Here is a 16454-nt window from a genome sequence, read left to right as displayed (position 1 = left end):
TACCTGATTTTGATAAGACACAGAAACGATTTTGGGAACGTAATATTTTAGGCCTGGATACTGATCTACACTACATGGCATCACTACGTCCCTTCCTTAGTAAGAAAGGCATTAAATCTTCTAAAGATTTGCGCTTTATAGAAGATGGTAGAAATGTATTGGTTAGCGGGTTATTGTTAAGACCCCATCGTCCTCCTACCCGCAGTGGCAAAGTTACCGTTTTTCTTTCCCTGGAAGACGAATTTGGCCTTATTGAGGTTACTGTATTCGAAAATGTATACCAGCGCTGTGGAAACATCATCTTCGGAGAACAAATCGCTCCCCTCTTGGTTAAGGGCAGAATTCAGAAACGTGGCAACGGAATAAGTATAATTGCCGGTAACCTTACTTTTTTAAAAACTACTAACTAGAAAAGGGGTACACTGTTTGTGTATACCCCCTTTTAAACCAACTTTATCTCTCTATATTTATTTCTTTTTGCTGGTTCTTTTTTTGCTGGCAGCTTTAGGAGCGGCCTTAACTGCAATCGCTTCTTTAAGGGATTTGCCGGGTTTAAATGCAGGAACTTTAGTGGCAGGAACTTTAATTTCTTCACCGGTTGCCGGGCTAATAACTTTCCTTTCCTTGCGATCACGAACCTCAAAGCTACCGAAGCCAATGATTTGAACCTTATCACCTTTAGCCAGCGCCTGCTGAATAGTCTCAACCATGGCATCCAGTGCTTTAGCAGCATCTTTCTGGGTAATTTCCGCTTTTTCCGCTAGAGACTTCACAAGTTCCGATTTGTTCACGACATAGTCCTCCCTTTTACGTAATGATTAACCATATTAACATTCCCCAAAAAAACGGCAAATCCTGCTAATTGATTTAATTTTTTGGGGGTTTTTTAAAAAAAAATGCTTTTTTTCAGTTCTGTTTTCATTTTTTCATTTCACAACATGTTTTATGCATCTAAACCCCTATTTTACGGCATTTTGCAAAAAAAGTAACAAAATCCTAATTTTAACTCAACCAACCACCTCCTGAAATAATGGTACTCCGGTCAATCGCCTATATTAATAGGTCTAGTAGGCTGAAACGGATTGACATAGACTACCATACCTTTTTAATTATTAGATAGCAAGATTTCATTGCCAAAATAGAACTAGTAATTCAATCACAGAAAACCTCAACTATACCAGGACGCAAACATCCCCACGATTTTTCCATAAAATCTCTACCAGAGTATAAGAAGAACATTTAATAGAATAGCTTCGAACATAGATAACAGCACCATCTTAAGGCTTATCTTTTTATCTCTTTTACGGTCTTATTCTGCTCTATTCTACACAAGTTACACCGGTTCCTCTTAAAAAACCCTTTAAATTCGGATTTATGTTAAGAGATTAACTAAACTGTAGTGAAATAACCATTATAAATCAATATATGGTAATGTATACCATCCCTTTTAGATAGGCTAACTGCTTAAATATCGGTAAAACCCGGTCGTAAAAATTGGGTTTTCACCGAAATCTTCCCTCCTATTTGACTACATTCATCATCCAGTAATTTAGCCAGATAGGGAACCACCATCTCCTCACTGGCCTGGTGCCCAATATCAAGCACGCATAAACCCAGCTCCAGAGCCTCCCGGGCTTCGTGGTATTTAACATCCCCGGTAATAAGAAGATCCGCCCCTCGAAAAGCCGCCCTTTTAATAAAACTAGCCCCCGCACCACTGACTACTGCCACTTTTTTAACCAGCTGTTGCGGATCACCAACTAGGCGCAAGTTATTAACTCCCAGCTTTTCTTTAACTAGATCAGCATAATCCTTAACCCTAATTTCCTTTTCCAAGCGGCCTAGCCGTCCCAAGCTGAAAACCCTACCCTGATTGGCTAATGGATATATATCGTAGGCTACCTCTTCATAAGGATGAACCGCTTCCATAGCCCTGATCACCTTGCTAAGATCACTTTGATAAACAATGGTTTCCAGTCGATATTCATCCACCTCTTCGACAACTCCCTGTTTACCAATAAACGGGTGGGTTCCCTCCCGAGGGCAAAAAGTTCCTACCCCAGCCATACGAAAACTACAATCCGAATAATTACCTATATATCCGGCTCCAGCTTTATTAACTGCCGCTCTAACCATTTCTAAGTGGGTAGTTGGAACAAAAACCACCAGCTTGAACAACTCCTCCGAACTCCCCTTATCCAGTGGTTCTATATTCCTTAAGGCAAAATATTCTGCCAGGAGTTGACTAAGTCCATAGGGAGCCGCATCCAAATTAGTATGGGCACTAAAAACACTTATATTTGCTTTTATCAGTTTCTGGATTACATCACCAGGAAAAGAATTATCAACGATACATTTTAGCGGTTTAAAAATAAGAGGATGGTGAGTAATAATGAGGTCCATCCCCTCGGCTATGGCTCTCTCAGCCACTTCCCGGTCCACTTCCAAAGCCACCAGTACCTTGTCCACCTTTTGTTCATAGGAACCCACCTGTAACCCTACATTATCCCAGTTCTCCGCTAAGCAGGGTGGAAAATGCTTATTCATAATAGTAATTAAATCCTTAACCCTGACCTGCACTAATCAACACCTCCAGTTCCTGCATTTTCTCTTGATAAACATACAAACGTTGTTTTTCGGCGGTTCCCTGGGAGCAGATCAGATTATTACAGATAGCCCGGTATTTATCCCGCCAGCTTTTTAAATAATCATATAACAAGGGATTTTGGGACCTCATCAAAACCGGCCCTACATCTTCCTCTAACGGGGTTAAGTAATAAGGCTCTCCCCCAGGATGAGCAGCCATAAGGACAAAAAAGCGCTGGTGTTCATTCACCAATAACTCATCAGTAATAATCCACCCTTGGCTGGCCAGTACCCTGCGCAACATCCAGGCCCGGGACATCGGTTGAAAAACCAGACGTTTAAAGCTGCCCGCCTTATCCCAATCCCGTTCTAAGATACCACAGATAGTATCCCCACCCATACCGGCAATAACGACGGTATGTACTTCCCCCACATCTAATACAGCCATTCCATCCCCCTGCCTTAATTCTATTTGCTCCTGGCAAGTACTGTTTTCCAGTATCTTTTGAGCCCTACCAAAGGGCCCCTCGCCCAGTTCAGAAACAATAACCCAGGGACATATCCCTTTCTCTATCAGGTAAAGAGATAACTGCAGATGGTCGGCACCTATATCAGCTGCCGGTTCACCAGGAAGCACCAGACTAGCCACAGCTTCCAACCGTTTCACCTTAAACACCCCATTTTTCGGCATTTCTTCCCTCTTCCAATCATACCTGCCTATAACCAAACTGGCAAATCCGTCTCTATTTCTATTCCTTCCAGTCCGGGCTTTTCCGGAATATTCAGGTTCGCCTTACCCACGCAACCCCATACAGCGACCTATCCAGCAACTAGCTAAGGCTAACCTTAATGTGGAGGAAAAGAGATAAAGGCGATTCCAGAACCGTAATTAACCCTGTTACTTAAGGCAATACCCTTAAAACAAAAACCTGCGCCCACCACAACCTAGAGTCCGGGCTTTTCCGGAATATTCAGGTTCGCCTTAACCACGCAACCCCATATAGAGACTTACCCAGCAACTAGGCTAAGGCTAACCTTAATGTGGAGGAAAAGAGATAAAGGCGATTCCAGAACCGTAATTAACCCCATTACTTAAGGCAATACCCTTAGAACAAAAACCCGTGCCCACCACAACCTAGAGTCCGGGCTTTTCCGGAATATTCAGGTTCGCCTTAACCACGCAACCCCATATAGAGACTTACACAGCAACTAGGCTAAGGCTAACCTTAATGTGCAAGAAAAGAGGAAAATAAAACCCGGAGTTTATACTAATCTCCGGGTTTGCTATTACATATCTTAAATAATATATATTATACAATAGGAAGATTTTTCAGGCTTTCCTGCAACTCTGCCTCGGAAAACTCAATATCTTCTGTTTCCCCTGATAAATAACGGTCATAAGAAAACAAATCCAAGTGACCATGTCCACTAAGGTTAAACAGGATAGTCTTTTTTATCCCTTCTTCTTTGGCTTTTAAGGCCTCATCAATAGCTGCCCGTATAGCGTGAGCAGATTCAGGAGCCGGCACAATGCTTTCAGTCTGGGCAAACAGCATAGCTGCTGCAAAAGTAGCATTTTGTTTCACCGCCACTGCCTCGATCAACCCATCATGATATAGGCGGCTTACTAAGGGGGACTCCCCATGGTAACGCAATCCGCCCGCATGAATACCGGAAGGCGTAAAATCGTGTCCCAGGGTATACATTTTTAATAAAGGCACCAGACCGATTACATCACCAAAATCATAGGCATAAACACCCTTGGTAAGGGTTGGACAAGCAGTTGGTTCTACTGCCAGCAGGCGTATATTCTTTCCTTTTATCTTATCCGGAATAAAAGGAAAAGCTATCCCTGCAAAATTACTTCCGCCCCCGCAACAACCAATCACCACATCCGGGTAATCATCCGCCATTTCCAATTGTAAGCGCGCTTCCTGTCCGATAACCGTTTGGTGTAAACAGACATGGTTTAAAACACTTCCCAGAGAATAATTAGTATCCTCCCGGCTTAGAGCATCTTCCACCGCTTCACTAATGGCCATAGCTAGAGTTCCCGGGGTATCCGGATTCTTTTCCTGCTCCCGTCTCCCGCTTTCCGTCAAATTACTAGGACTGGGAACACATTTTCCCCCATAAAGCTCCATAATCGAGCGCCGGTATGGTTTTTGGGTATAACTGACCCGTACCATGTATATCATGGCTTCTACATCAAACTGCCGGCAGGCTAGCGAAAGCGCTGTTCCCCATTGACCCGCACCAGTTTCAGTAGTAATCCGTTTAATTCCCTGTAATTTGTTAAAATAAACCTGGGGTAAGGCTGAATTTAACTTGTGACTGCCCACCGGACTAACTCCTTCATATTTATAATAAATATGACAGGTAGTATCCAGGGCCTTTTCCAAAGCCCGAGCCCGGAATAACGGAGTAGAACGGTACTGTTTGTATAACTCCCTGACCTCTTTAGGAATCTCAATATACCTTTCCGTAGAAACTTCCTGGGCGATTAATTCCCGGGCAAAAATAGGTTCCAGATCAGAGGGGGTCAGGGGTTGGTGTGTCTGGGGATTTAGACCCGGTTCCATAGGGTTAGGCATATCAGCCTGAACATTATACCAGAACCTGGGCACCTTATCTTCGGGCAGGATAATCTTGGTAAGCTCTTCTCTACTCATCTCAACTTTCTCTCCTCTCATCTATTTAGTTTAAAACTTCTAAATATGGCTTTAGTTTAACATAGGCTCCACCGGGGAACAAGGGGTTATTTCTACTGTTATACCCATTCTTACGAACTGTTATTCCTCTAAAATTTCAACCTGTTTTTTGAATTCTTCCCATCCGACTCGCTCGATATACCGGCCTAGTCTCTCATTCTTTTTGGCATTAGCAGCATAAACTTTGATTATCCGGTCGGCATTTTGTAATACCTGTTCTTCCTCTAATTTATCGTACAAGGTAACTGCAATACGCGGTTTGACTCCTCCGTTGCCCCCTACCATTAAGCGAAATCCCCGGGGTAATCCCATTACCCCAATATCACGAAAGTGATTTTCCCCACAGGAGTTGGCACAACCACTGACTCCTATCTTAAATTTACCCGGTAGATTCATCCCATGATAGCGCTCATCCAGCTTCAGCCCTAAGCTGACTGAATCTTGCTGTCCTCTTTTACAAAAAGTAGTGCCCGGACAAAATTTAATGCTTCGTACACACAGGCCAATAGCTGCACTAGGCTTCATATCCAAATCCCGCCAGATATCATCCAGCTTTTCTTCCGGAAATCCTACCAGGGCAATTCGTTGGGCAGATGTGCATTTTATAGCTTGAGCCTGGTATCTTTCTGCTACGTCGGCCATACGCCGCAAAACATCAGGGGTCACTAATCCCCCGGGCATATGAGGAACCACCGCATAAGTTTCTTTGTCCCTCTGTAAAACAGCACCTTTCTCCAATAGATCCATTTTGCCCATCTACTTCCTCCTTAAACTGCCTTGTTTTTTATAGTATGGACACCGAAGGGAAAAAGCATGACAGATATAAACATTTAACCTTAGTGATTCAATATTAATCTATTAATATTTTGATATGCTATAATGTAATCAAAGGGGAGCTGGATGAAGCCGGCTGAGAGTGGACCAGGAGGTCCTGACCCATTAACCTGATCTGGGTAATGCCAGCGTAGGGAAAATATGGTTTTTCTTACGACTGCACTACCTTAGCAGGTAGGCAGTCGTTTTGTTTTAATTATTTTAGCATGAAAGGGGGTTATCAAATGTCCAAGGTAAACCTTAGTCTGCAGGTTTTACCAGTCGTAGCCGGAGATCAGATTTATGAAGTGGTGGACCAGGTAATTAATTTGATCCATAACTCCGGCTTAAAATATGTAGTTGGCCCTATGGAAACTACCATTGAAGGCGAATTAGAACCTATGTTAGATCTGGTAAAAAAAGCCCAGCAGGTTTGTGTTGATGCTGGTGCCAGCCGGGTTATTTCCGTTGTAAAAATTGACTATAGTCCAGACGGAGTGACTATCGATGAAAAAATTGACAAATACCGCTGCTAAAAACCTGGCTCCTGGAGCTGCTATACTGGCTCTGTTAGTTTTTTGGGAAGCAGTAGTACGGTGGCAGGAAATACCGCCTTATATTTTGCCCTCCCCTCTTCAGGTGATAAAGGCCATATCCCGTATCGGGGATTTATTATACTACCACACCTCCACCACTCTACTGGAAGCTCTGCTGGGGCTTTTTCTGTCTATTGTGGTCGCATTTCTAATGGCATTTCTGCTCCATAATGTCCGCTGGCTAAATGAGGCCGTCTACCCTTTACTTATCATCTCCCAGACCATTCCCCTGGTGGTACTGGCAGTACTTTTGCCGTTGTGGTTTGGCTGGAGTATGCTCCCCAAAGTTTTGCTAGTAGTTTTAGTTTGTTTTTTCCCGGTAGTCCTTAGCCTGCTTAATGGTCTTAATTCAGTAGACCCTGATTTATTAAGTTTATTTCGATCCATGGGGGCTACACCGGCAGCTACTTTTCGTATGGTAAAGCTGCCTGCTGCTATACCCTCCTTTTTCTCCGGGGTAAGGATTTCAACTACCTATAGTATTATGGCAGCAGTAATTAGTGAGTGGGTAGGGGCCCAGCGTGGTCTGGGATACTTCATGACCATGAAACAGAAGAGCTTTGCCATAGATGAAGTTCTGGCCGCAGTAGTGATAATTTGTCTTTTAAGCCTTATACTAGTTAAAATCGTAGACCTGCTCGAATTTCTTTTAATACCCTGGAACCGAAAATCCGTATCTTCTACCGAAAACGAATCCGGATTACTTTAGGAGGTATCGACAATGAAAAAATTCATCACCCTTTTCTCCGTTTTACTACTGGCTTTTGGCCTGATAGGCTGTAGCCAGAACAACAATCCCCCATCATCGGACTTACAAAAGGTAACGGTAATTCTCGACTGGGTACCCAATACTAATCATACTGGCCTATATGTAGCCAGTGAAAAGGGTTATTATGCCGAACAAGGCCTGGATGTAGATATAATTCAACCTAGTGAAGGTGGAGCTTCACAATTGATTGCTGCTGGTCAGGGGGATTTTGGTATCAGTTACCAGGAAGAACTGACGGTAGCCCGTTCCAGGGATATTCCAGTTGTGGCTATTGCCGCAGTAATACAGCATAATACTTCCGGTTTCGCCTCTCCAGTAGACCGCCATATTCAAAGCCCTAAGGATTTTGAGGGTAAAACCTATGGTGGATGGGGTTCTCCCGCTGAAACTGCTATGCTTAAAGCATTAATGGAAAAAAATGAGGCTGATTTTTCTAAAATAAATATGCTTAATGTAGGAGCCACCGATTTTTTTACCAGTATTAAAACAGATGTGGATTTTGCTTGGATTTATTGGGGCTGGACTGGTATCGAAGCCCAATTAAAGAATATAGATCTAAACTTTATTAAACTGCGGGATGAACATGAAGCCCTGGATTTTTATACCCCCATCATCATTACCAGCGAAAAACAAATTAAGGAAAATCCTGAATTAATACGGAAATTTATGGCGGCCACCTCTAAAGGCTACCAGTTTGCTATTAAGAATCCGGAACAAGCTGCTAATATCCTTTTACAAAGGGTACCAGAGCTGGACAAAGATCTGGTAAGGGCTAGTCAGAAGTATCTGGCTGATGAGTATCAATCTGATGCAGCCCGGTGGGGAGCAATGCAGTTACCAGTATGGCAGAAATATGCCGATTTTATGTATACTAACCAACTAATCGATACTAATATTGATCCTAAAAAGGCTTTTACAAATGAATTTTTACCTGAATAGGAGTAGGAACCTTGGCACATATAAGAGTCTGTAATATAAGCAAAACTCTGGGCAAAGTCCATACCCTGGATCATATTTCACTGGAGATCAACAATAACGAGTTTGTCGTTATTGTTGGTCCCAGCGGCTGTGGTAAAAGTACCCTGTTTAATATTATGTCAGGTTTAATGCCGCCTGATCAGGGACGGGTGGAAATTGATGGTGTTGATTGGACCGGACGTACCGGCCGGGTCAGTTACATGCAGCAAAAGGATCTGTTGCTGCCATCGCGGACTATATTAGATAATGTATCTATTCCCCTTCAGCTAAAAGGGATTGCTAAAAATCAGGCCCGGCAAACAGCTGTTCAATATTTAGCAGAGTTTGGCTTAGAGGAATTTAGCCATCATTATCCCCGCCAGCTTTCCGGAGGTATGCGACAAAAAGCCGCTTTACTGCGTACCTATTTATTTGCCAGTGACATTTTACTTCTAGATGAACCCTTTGCATCATTAGATGCCATTACCCGTAGAAAAATGCACCTCTGGCTTAAAGAGATGCAAAATCGTTACCACTGCTCTATACTATTTATCACCCATGATATAGAAGAGGCACTTATGCTGGCTGACCGGATTTATCTTTTCTCGGCACGCCCGGCTCAGGTAAAACAAGAGATAAAACTCTCACCACAAGAGCTAAGCCCGGTCCAACACCAGCATTTAAAAAGCTCTATTATTCAGCAATTAGAACAGTAAGTACCCAGCCTTTATTCCGCCTTGTTTTAGGGAATAAATGTATTATTCTAATTGTTCTGCCTTTTACTGATCTTAAATTACCTGCAGTTTATCAGTGTTACCGCTTAATGAATTTTCCCATTTCTTACAGCGGTCCCCCCAGTAGGCCAGGACATCACTACCCCGGCGTATGCAAACTACTTCGCATAAATTAGGACAGCCACGACACTCCTGACTGGCAGTAATAAATTCCCCCCCGATGATGAAATCATCCCCCTTAAAATTAGACTGACCAGTCGCATATTCCCGGGCCTCCCGGGCCAGAATAGCAGATCCGATAGCTCCCATGACTTCATGATGTTCGGGTACGTTAACTTTGATACCTACTAATTCTTCAAAGGCCTTGGCTAAACCCCGGTTAGCCGCCACCCCGCCCTGAAATACTACCGGTGCTTCGATTTTCTTTCCCTTGCCTACATTATTAAGATAATTGCGAGCCAAGGCTTCACATAGGCCCATTAGAATATCCGGGGTAGGATACCCCATTTGCTGCTTATGGATCATATCTGATTCCGCAAATACTCCACAGCGTCCCGCAATACGCACCGACTGGGTAGATTTAATAGCTATATCCCCAAACTCCTCGATAGGGATATTAAGGCGAGCCGCCTGCTGATCAAGGAAAGAACCGGTCCCCGCCGCACATACGGTGTTCATAGCAAAATCATTGACTATACCGTTATTAAGAATAATAATTTTACTATCCTGACCACCTATTTCAATAATAGTACGTACTTCAGGATAAAGACAGGAAGCTGCCACCGCATGGGCAGTAATTTCATTTTTTACGGCATCAGCCCCCAGCAGCACTGCGGCAAGCAGGCGACCACTGCCAGTAGTACCAACCCCTTTAATCTTAAGGTGGCTGGATTGAATTTTCTCCCGGATCAGTTTATAACCTTCTTTAACAGCCTGGATAGGATTACCCTGAGTACGCAGGTACACCTTGGCAATCAGGTTATTCCCCTGGTCTACCAGTACAAAATTACTACTTACCGACCCAATATCAGCCCCCAGGTAACAATGCAATCTTTTCTGCCTCCTACTTATAATATTTTTACAGTTAATCCCTTAAAGAAGCAAAAGGACCGGCCCTCTGCTTCCTGTTTCGTTTGCTGCGATATAGCATATCTACAAAAGCCTCCAAACGGGTACGTACCCCGGCGGAGCCAGAATGTTCATCAAAGTACAGGGTCATACAAGGTATTTCCTCACTGGGGCTAACCCTGCTCAGCACTGATTGGGCTACAATCTCTGGCATACAGGTAAGGGGCCCGACCTGAATGACTCCATCAAAACCCTGTCGGGCAAAATCCACAGTATAGCCTACTGTTTCCAGTCCATGTCCTCCTACCCAGTAATTTAGATAAGGCTGGGCACAGTTTATAATATGCCGCCGCTGGGATTTCTTCACCACTCCCCCTAGAAGGTGATCATTGACCCATTCACTGGTATAAACTGAACGCTTAACCTCTACATTTAAGCGTCCTAATTCCCGGATCATATCGTAATTAGTGCTGGGTTCTAAAATGGTATAGATTTCCCCAACCAGACCAATCTTTAAAATAAGCCCCTTATGCTTTTTCATACCTTTTAATTGTTCCAATGTATACCGGGTGTGATAGTCAACTTCCGCTTTATAATCAGCCTGTTCAATTAAGGTTAATCCTTGATTATATATCCTTTCCGCGCTTGATTTATCTTGTACCCGGGGTAAATAATATTCCAGGCCCTTTTCCAGCCGGTCTACCGCATTAAGTTTATGCCAGGCAAAACGGGCCGCCTTCCATGCCTCCCAAAAGGTAACATTTTCACCCAGGGTTTTTACCTGCTCTAGTAACTGAGAAAGTCTGAATTCAGGAGCCTCTAGAATAACCATGCGAAAGTTATAGCCTAGGTCTCGTAATATATCCCTTTGAACCTGTGCATAGTAACCAAACCGACAGGGCCCCCATCCTCCCGCCATAATAATAGTGTCAGCTCCTTGTTCCATAGCTTCGATAAAATTACCCACATTTATTTTTAAGGGCATACAGGCAAATTCCGGGGAATGTTTGACTCCCAATTCTAGAGTACGGCGGGTAATAGGCGGAGGAATCACTACCTCCAGCCTTAATCCTTGTAATAAACATTTAATAGGTATCTTAACATTACCCATGTGCGGAAAGGTTACTTTCACCGGAAAGGTTCCTCCTTCTCGTCAACATATCACAAAACGCTTCCAGTCGAGTTGTCATCCCAGCTTCTCCGGTATGCTCATCTACTGTTAACAACATAAACGGCTTACCATTCATTTTACGTTCAATAATTTCACCTATAAGGGAATCCGGACCACAGCCGAAGCAGGCTAAATAGATAATACCATCAATATCATCCCGTCCTGCCATATGCAAAGCACTGCCCACCATGCGATGCCCCAGGGACCAAAAAACCCGTTTAGGTAGTAGAGCCGCTTCTTGCTCAATCACCCGGCGTGAGATTCTTTCCGGTAAATAAACTTCGCAACCCATTTGACGAAGCCCATTAATCAGGTTCATACTAATTAATGGATCATATAGGGAGTAACCATGCCCCAAAACTCCCACCTTTAGTCCCGATTTATTCTGAACGGGCATCTGTTCCCCCTCCCATACCCGTATAGCCTCCTCCATACTTAAACCTTGAGCTGCCAGGGTACGGCAAAAATAATATTCCTGTAAACCGTGCCAATAGGCCTGTTTAATCTTTTTTGTTTCCCGGGTAAAAATTCGTCCTACCTTTAAAATATCTTTTTTTAAGATTTTATCAGTACGGCTAACATCAACATTTATATCAATTAACGGTGGTAAATCAGGAATTAAAGCCCGTACCATATCAGGAATCCCCATAAATTTAGGGCAGATATAGCTTTTTGGTTCGATACTGACAATACGAGGAACAAAAAGATAATCCAGATCATAAGCCATTAGTTGCCTAATATGTCCCAGGTACACCTTTACTGGAAAACAAGCCTCATCCACCGCTGTTTGCACACCCTGGTCAATAATACTTCGATTAGTCGGAAGGGATGTTATGACTTGCACACCCAGGTCAGCAAAAAACGTTTTCCATAAAGGGTAATGGTAGTAATAAAATAATGCCCGGGGAATACCCACCTTCATATTCATGACCTCCTCCTTTTAAAGGCCGGAGACGGTTGGCGAACATCATCCTGCGGATTTAATATCTGGGGACGAATGTTTTGCACAGGTACCGGAGAACGGATCAAAATACTTTTAAAGGCTTCATAATTAAATGGCACTAAAGGCCATAAATAAGGTACATGGTAAGACCGGGTAAATCCGGCTACCAGTAGCACTATAATTAGGGCCACAATCAGTCCTGGCAAGCGGAAGAAACCGGTAGCCAGTAATAGAAAAAACCTTACTAGGCGGTTAGCCATAGCCATTTCATAACTGGGAGTACTAAACGAGCCTATGGCTACCACTGCAGTATACAGAATGACTTCGGGAATAAGCAGACCTATTCTAACTGCTACATCGCCAATGAGTAATGCAGCTATAACACCTAAAGCGGTAGCCAGGGGTGAAGGTGTATGGATGGCAGCCATGCGCATAAGATCTAGAGCCAACTCCCCGATTACAAATTGTAGTAAGAGGGGAATCTGTCCTACTTCCTTGGGTCCAATAAACTTTAACTCCGGAGGCAGCAGCTCTGGGGATAGGGCAAAAAGAAGCCACAGGGGAGTGATAATAATAGAACCCAAAATGGCCAAAAAACGCACCCAGCGAATATATACCCCTACGGCTGGATTTTGCCGGTATTCTTCGGCATGTTGTACATGGTGGAAATAAGTAGCCGGGGTAATCATGACACTAGGAGAAGTATCTACCATAACCAGCACATGTCCCTCCACCAAGTGAACTGCAGCCACATCAGGCCGTTCCGTATAACGAACTCGGGGAAAAGGATTCCACCATGCCCCAGGCATAATCAATTCCTCAATTGACTTTTCTGCCATAGGCACCGCATCAATATCTATACTATTAATCCGCTTTTCAATAGTTTCGACCAGCCCAGGATCAGCAATATCCTTAATATATACCAGACAAACATCTGTCTTGGATCTTTTCCCTACCTGTAATAATTTAATCCGTAACTTGGGATCCCGAATCCGCCTGCGTACCAGTGCCGTGTTAAATACTATGGTTTCGGTAAAACCATCCCGGGAACCGCGTACCACCCTTTCAATATCAGGTTCCTCAGGACTACGGGCCGGGTAAGTACGAGCATCAATTATAAAAACTTCCGGGCTTCCATCCACAATTAAAAGTATGGAACCGGACATAACCGCATAAAGCAATTCGTCAACTTTATTTTCCGTAGCAAGTTCTATATAGGGCAGCCCTTTTCCCAACATAGTTTTTAAAGTGGAAAAGCCAAAAGTTTCTTTTTTCAGCAGGGCTAGAGTCTCCATGATCTCGGTAAGGATATCATCTTTTACAAACCCATCAATGCAGACTAAAGCTGCTTTACGACCGGTGGTTCTAATTTCTCTTACAATAACATCAAAATTTTCTCCCTCACCTAGTTCCTGCTTAAACATGTCCAAATTTTTTTCATAGTTTTTACCTACATATATGTGAGGCCCTTTTTTAAACACCGGCCGATTCACTTCCTTTTAGAATTTCCTGAAAACAACGTTTTGTGATAGCTGCCCCCCGGTGACTGGCATCTAAACCATTCATTTTACCTAAATCTCCACAGCCTACCACCAGCAGATCCGGGTACTTGTATAGTATCTCCAGAGTATCCCCTTCTAAACGGTAGTGCCCCTCTGGTTCCACACAGCCACTTTTATTTACGGGACGCTTTTTAACTAATGTACCTTCAGCTGTAACAGAACGATCCACCTTTATACCCTTTACCCGGGTATCAGACGCCACCGCAACCACCCCTAGGACGATAATCTGCTCCGGGCAGTGCATCAGATACTCAATCACCCTTTCCCCTGGACCTATCCCCTTTTCTCCCCGATCGTCTACCATAACAACAACTGGTTCGTAAGGAGCCTGCAGGATAAGTTGTAACACCTCCCGCCCGTTTAGGGGGGTAGGATTTCCTGCCGTAGCCTTTAATGTAAACAGCTTTAGTTCCCGGGCCGCACATTCTATGGCCTGGTGAGCACTCTGGTCGCCATCGGTCACGATTATAACCCTTACCCGCTGGTCTTTTTTCACCGTTATATATATAAAAGGGAATTACCCCTTGGGATTAAACAATACCGCGGCCAGGTACCCAAAGACTATAGCTGCGGTAATGCCCGCCGCAGCCGCTTCAGCCCCGCCGCTGATAGCTCCTATTAATCCCTTGCTCTCCACTGCCCGGAGAGTTCCCTGGGTAAGTAGATGCCCAAATCCGGATAAGGGAACAGTGGCACCGGCACCAGCCAGGTTAACCAAAGGTTGATAAAGGCCCAACCCACTTAATATTGCCCCGACGGTAATATAACCAACCAGAATATGTCCTGGAGTCACCTCTGCTTTAGTCAGATCCATCACCAGTTGTCCAATCACACACAGTATTCCCCCCACCAGAAAAGCCATCCATAATGATCCCATCTGCCTACCCTCCTACACATTTTCGATTGCCACTGCATGAGCAATTCCCGGAATGCTTTCTCCCTGGAAAGAGCTGGTAGGACTCATCAGTGCCCCGGTGGCAACGACCAGTAGCTTATTAATTTCCCCGGCCCTCATTTTCTTAAGTAGTGGACCACATAACATGGAAGCACAACAACCACAACCACTTCCTCCCGATTCTACCCCCTGATTATCGTTATATAAAAGTACTCCACAGTCACTATAATTGGGATCGGGAACTATTCCATCACGTATGAATAGGTGGCGGAGTACAGTTGACCCTACCTGGCCTAAATCCCCAGTAACTACCAGGTCATAATAATCCGGGGGCCGGTTTAAATCATTTAAATGAGTTTTGATGGTATCAGCAGCAGCCGGAGCCATAGCACTTCCCATATCAGCCGGGTCTTTTTGTCCCAGGTCAATAACCTTGCCAATGGTGGCACTGGTAATTTTAGGTCCTACTATAGTACCAGCTTCTACGAGTACCGCACCAGCAGCAGTAGCAGTCCACTGGGTACTGGGATTCGGTTGGGTTCCTTGTTCTGTCGGAAAACGAAACTGCCTTTCCGCCGTGTAATGGTGACTGCTTACCCCGGCTACCACCCTGGCAAAATAGCCCCCATCAATAATCATTGCCGCAGTAAGTAAAGATTGGGACATGGTCGAACAAGCCCCATAAAGACCTAAAAAAGGAATACTTAGTTCCCGGGCGGCAAAATTAGATGAAGAAATCTGATTTAGCAGATCACCACAAACCAGCAGTTCCACGTCTTCGGGTTGGTAATTGTTTTTATGCAAGGCCATTTTTACAGTTTCCCGTAACATTTTACTTTCGGCTTTTTCCCAGGTCTTTTCTTCAAACATATAATCATCTAAAACACGATCAAAATCGGCTCCCCAAGGTCCCTGCCCTTCTTTGGGCCCCACCAGCGAAGCCCAGGCAGTTATAACTGGAGGATTTTCAAATTCTAAAGTTTGTTGGCCTTTTACTTTAGGTCCCGGCACTGTCATTCCTCCCTATGGTTAACTTACAAAAACCTTGATAAGACCGATTAAAACTGCTACTACAAAACCAAATACCAAGGTAGGTCCGGCGACGCTAAAAATACGGGCTCCTACCCCAAAGATATATCCTTCCCTTTTAAATTCCATAGCTGAAGCCACAATCGCATTGGCAAACCCGGTTATAGGCACAATCGATCCTGCTCCGGCCCGTTTTCCCAGTTCATCGTATATGCCAATTCCCGTAAATAGAGCCGCTAAAAATATAAGTACTACCGATGTAGCGGAACCAGCATCTTGTTGACTTAGTCCCCCACCGATAAATAGGTTGAGTATTATTTGCCCCAGGGTGCATATCAGTCCACCTACTACAAATGCCCAAATACAGTTTTTTAATAGTTCAGGTTTCGGCTTTACCTGGTTTACTATGTCTTCATATTCTTGCATTTCAACTTGTTTTAGTTGTTCGGATACATTGGCTGCCACCAAAAACCGCCTCCTTGATTAAATATTATTAACTTTTGCCAGGTGGTTTATGCGCCATAAAATAAAGGGCTGTCCCTTGAGTTTATTTAGTTTTTCCCACGGCATTATAGTTGCAGTAATGATAAATCCCGTACCACTTTTTGGTGCTACGGGAT

18 protein-coding genes and 1 riboswitch are annotated in these 16454 nt (G+C 43.9%); of the genes, 5 read left to right on the top strand and 13 right to left on the bottom strand.

All coding sequences use genetic code 11. The features are described from left to right. The first annotated feature begins 74 nt into the window (after nucleotides 1-74). A complete protein-coding gene (locus tag ACZ5Q0_RS11070) occupies nucleotides 75-410 on the top strand; it encodes an OB-fold nucleic acid binding domain-containing protein (protein WP_446817918.1) in 336 nt (111 codons plus the stop codon). A 57-nt stretch (nucleotides 411-467) separates the two neighbouring features. Here ACZ5Q0_RS11070 and ACZ5Q0_RS11065 read toward each other — a convergent pair whose 3' ends face one another. The 5 genes from ACZ5Q0_RS11065 to ACZ5Q0_RS11045 all read right to left on the bottom strand — a co-directional run bounded on the left by ACZ5Q0_RS11065 (nucleotide 468) and on the right by ACZ5Q0_RS11045 (nucleotide 6053). Beyond that, the gene (locus tag ACZ5Q0_RS11065; protein WP_446817919.1) at nucleotides 468-791 is read right to left on the bottom strand and encodes an HU family DNA-binding protein; all 324 of its coding nucleotides are present in this window, start codon (nucleotides 789-791) and stop codon (nucleotides 468-470) included. A gap of 673 nt (nucleotides 792-1464) precedes the next feature. Continuing rightward, on the bottom strand, nucleotides 1465-2580 hold the full coding sequence (locus ACZ5Q0_RS11060; protein ID WP_446817920.1) for a Nif3-like dinuclear metal center hexameric protein: 1116 nt from the start codon (nucleotides 2578-2580) through the stop codon (nucleotides 1465-1467). After that, nucleotides 2564-3277, bottom strand: a complete 714-nt coding sequence (locus ACZ5Q0_RS11055; RefSeq protein WP_446817921.1) for a tRNA (adenine(22)-N(1))-methyltransferase — start codon at nucleotides 3275-3277, stop codon at nucleotides 2564-2566. Before ACZ5Q0_RS11055 ends, ACZ5Q0_RS11060 begins: the two co-directional genes overlap by 17 nt. A 619-nt stretch (nucleotides 3278-3896) precedes the next feature. Then, nucleotides 3897-5258: a TrpB-like pyridoxal phosphate-dependent enzyme gene (locus tag ACZ5Q0_RS11050; protein WP_446817922.1), complete on the bottom strand. Its 1362-nt coding sequence runs from the start codon at nucleotides 5256-5258 to the stop codon at nucleotides 3897-3899. Between the two features lie 120 nt (nucleotides 5259-5378). Continuing rightward, entirely contained in the window at nucleotides 5379-6053 is a 675-nt protein-coding gene (locus tag ACZ5Q0_RS11045) for a nitrite/sulfite reductase domain-containing protein (protein WP_446817923.1), read from the bottom strand. Nucleotides 6054-6176: 123 nt separating this feature from the next. Next, nucleotides 6177-6286, top strand: a riboswitch (TPP riboswitch). A gap of 69 nt (nucleotides 6287-6355) precedes the next feature. On the opposite strand from ACZ5Q0_RS11045, the gene ACZ5Q0_RS11040 reads away from it, so the two are divergent. Genes ACZ5Q0_RS11040 through ACZ5Q0_RS11025 form a run of 4 tightly spaced genes read left to right on the top strand, consistent with a single transcriptional unit; the run spans nucleotide 6356 to nucleotide 9148 of the window. After that, nucleotides 6356-6646 carry a thiamine-binding protein gene (locus ACZ5Q0_RS11040; RefSeq protein WP_446817924.1) on the top strand — a complete coding sequence of 97 codons (291 nt, stop codon included), beginning with the start codon at nucleotides 6356-6358 and terminating at the stop codon, nucleotides 6644-6646. After that, nucleotides 6618-7415 carry an ABC transporter permease gene (locus tag ACZ5Q0_RS11035; RefSeq protein WP_446817925.1) on the top strand — a complete coding sequence of 266 codons (798 nt, stop codon included), beginning with the start codon at nucleotides 6618-6620 and terminating at the stop codon, nucleotides 7413-7415. The genes ACZ5Q0_RS11040 and ACZ5Q0_RS11035 overlap by 29 nt, the downstream gene beginning before the upstream one ends. Nucleotides 7416-7427: 12 nt before the next feature. Next, nucleotides 7428-8414, top strand: a complete 987-nt coding sequence (locus ACZ5Q0_RS11030) for an ABC transporter substrate-binding protein (protein ID WP_447182536.1) — start codon at nucleotides 7428-7430, stop codon at nucleotides 8412-8414. A gap of 11 nt (nucleotides 8415-8425) precedes the next feature. Beyond that, nucleotides 8426-9148: an ABC transporter ATP-binding protein gene (locus ACZ5Q0_RS11025; protein WP_446817928.1), complete on the top strand. Its 723-nt coding sequence runs from the start codon at nucleotides 8426-8428 to the stop codon at nucleotides 9146-9148. 72 nt (nucleotides 9149-9220) lie between these two features. Here ACZ5Q0_RS11025 and ACZ5Q0_RS11020 read toward each other — a convergent pair whose 3' ends face one another. The 8 genes from ACZ5Q0_RS11020 to spoVAC are packed head-to-tail and all read right to left on the bottom strand — an operon-like array spanning nucleotide 9221 to nucleotide 16260. Next, nucleotides 9221-10216, bottom strand: coding sequence for an acyl-CoA dehydratase activase (locus tag ACZ5Q0_RS11020; protein ID WP_446817929.1), 996 nt, complete (start codon nucleotides 10214-10216; stop codon nucleotides 9221-9223). Nucleotides 10217-10250: 34 nt separating this feature from the next. After that, nucleotides 10251-11366 carry a CoA protein activase gene (locus ACZ5Q0_RS11015; RefSeq protein ID WP_446817930.1) on the bottom strand — a complete coding sequence of 372 codons (1116 nt, stop codon included), beginning with the start codon at nucleotides 11364-11366 and terminating at the stop codon, nucleotides 10251-10253. Further along, on the bottom strand, nucleotides 11338-12327 hold the full coding sequence (locus ACZ5Q0_RS11010; protein ID WP_446817931.1) for an acyl-CoA dehydratase activase-related protein: 990 nt from the start codon (nucleotides 12325-12327) through the stop codon (nucleotides 11338-11340). The genes ACZ5Q0_RS11015 and ACZ5Q0_RS11010 overlap by 29 nt, the downstream gene beginning before the upstream one ends. Nucleotides 12328-12329: 2 nt before the next feature. Next, nucleotides 12330-13772 carry a spore germination protein gene (locus ACZ5Q0_RS11005; protein WP_446820764.1) on the bottom strand — a complete coding sequence of 481 codons (1443 nt, stop codon included), beginning with the start codon at nucleotides 13770-13772 and terminating at the stop codon, nucleotides 12330-12332. A gap of 49 nt (nucleotides 13773-13821) precedes the next feature. Then, entirely contained in the window at nucleotides 13822-14406 is a 585-nt protein-coding gene (locus tag ACZ5Q0_RS11000; protein ID WP_464827145.1) for a stage V sporulation protein AE, read from the bottom strand. Between the two features lie 21 nt (nucleotides 14407-14427). Next, nucleotides 14428-14787, bottom strand: a complete 360-nt coding sequence (spoVAE, locus tag ACZ5Q0_RS10995) for a stage V sporulation protein AE (protein ID WP_446817933.1) — start codon at nucleotides 14785-14787, stop codon at nucleotides 14428-14430. A gap of 12 nt (nucleotides 14788-14799) precedes the next feature. Beyond that, nucleotides 14800-15822: a stage V sporulation protein AD gene (spoVAD, locus tag ACZ5Q0_RS10990; RefSeq protein WP_447182535.1), complete on the bottom strand. Its 1023-nt coding sequence runs from the start codon at nucleotides 15820-15822 to the stop codon at nucleotides 14800-14802. A gap of 12 nt (nucleotides 15823-15834) precedes the next feature. Continuing rightward, nucleotides 15835-16260, bottom strand: a complete 426-nt coding sequence (gene spoVAC / locus ACZ5Q0_RS10985) for a stage V sporulation protein AC (protein WP_446820765.1) — start codon at nucleotides 16258-16260, stop codon at nucleotides 15835-15837. Nucleotides 16261-16454 lie beyond the last annotated feature (194 nt).

It is taken from the genome of Syntrophomonas erecta subsp. sporosyntropha (assembly GCF_055395365.1).
The sequence above is the reverse complement of the archived record's forward strand: the minus strand, read 5'-3'. Positions and strand labels throughout refer to the sequence as shown.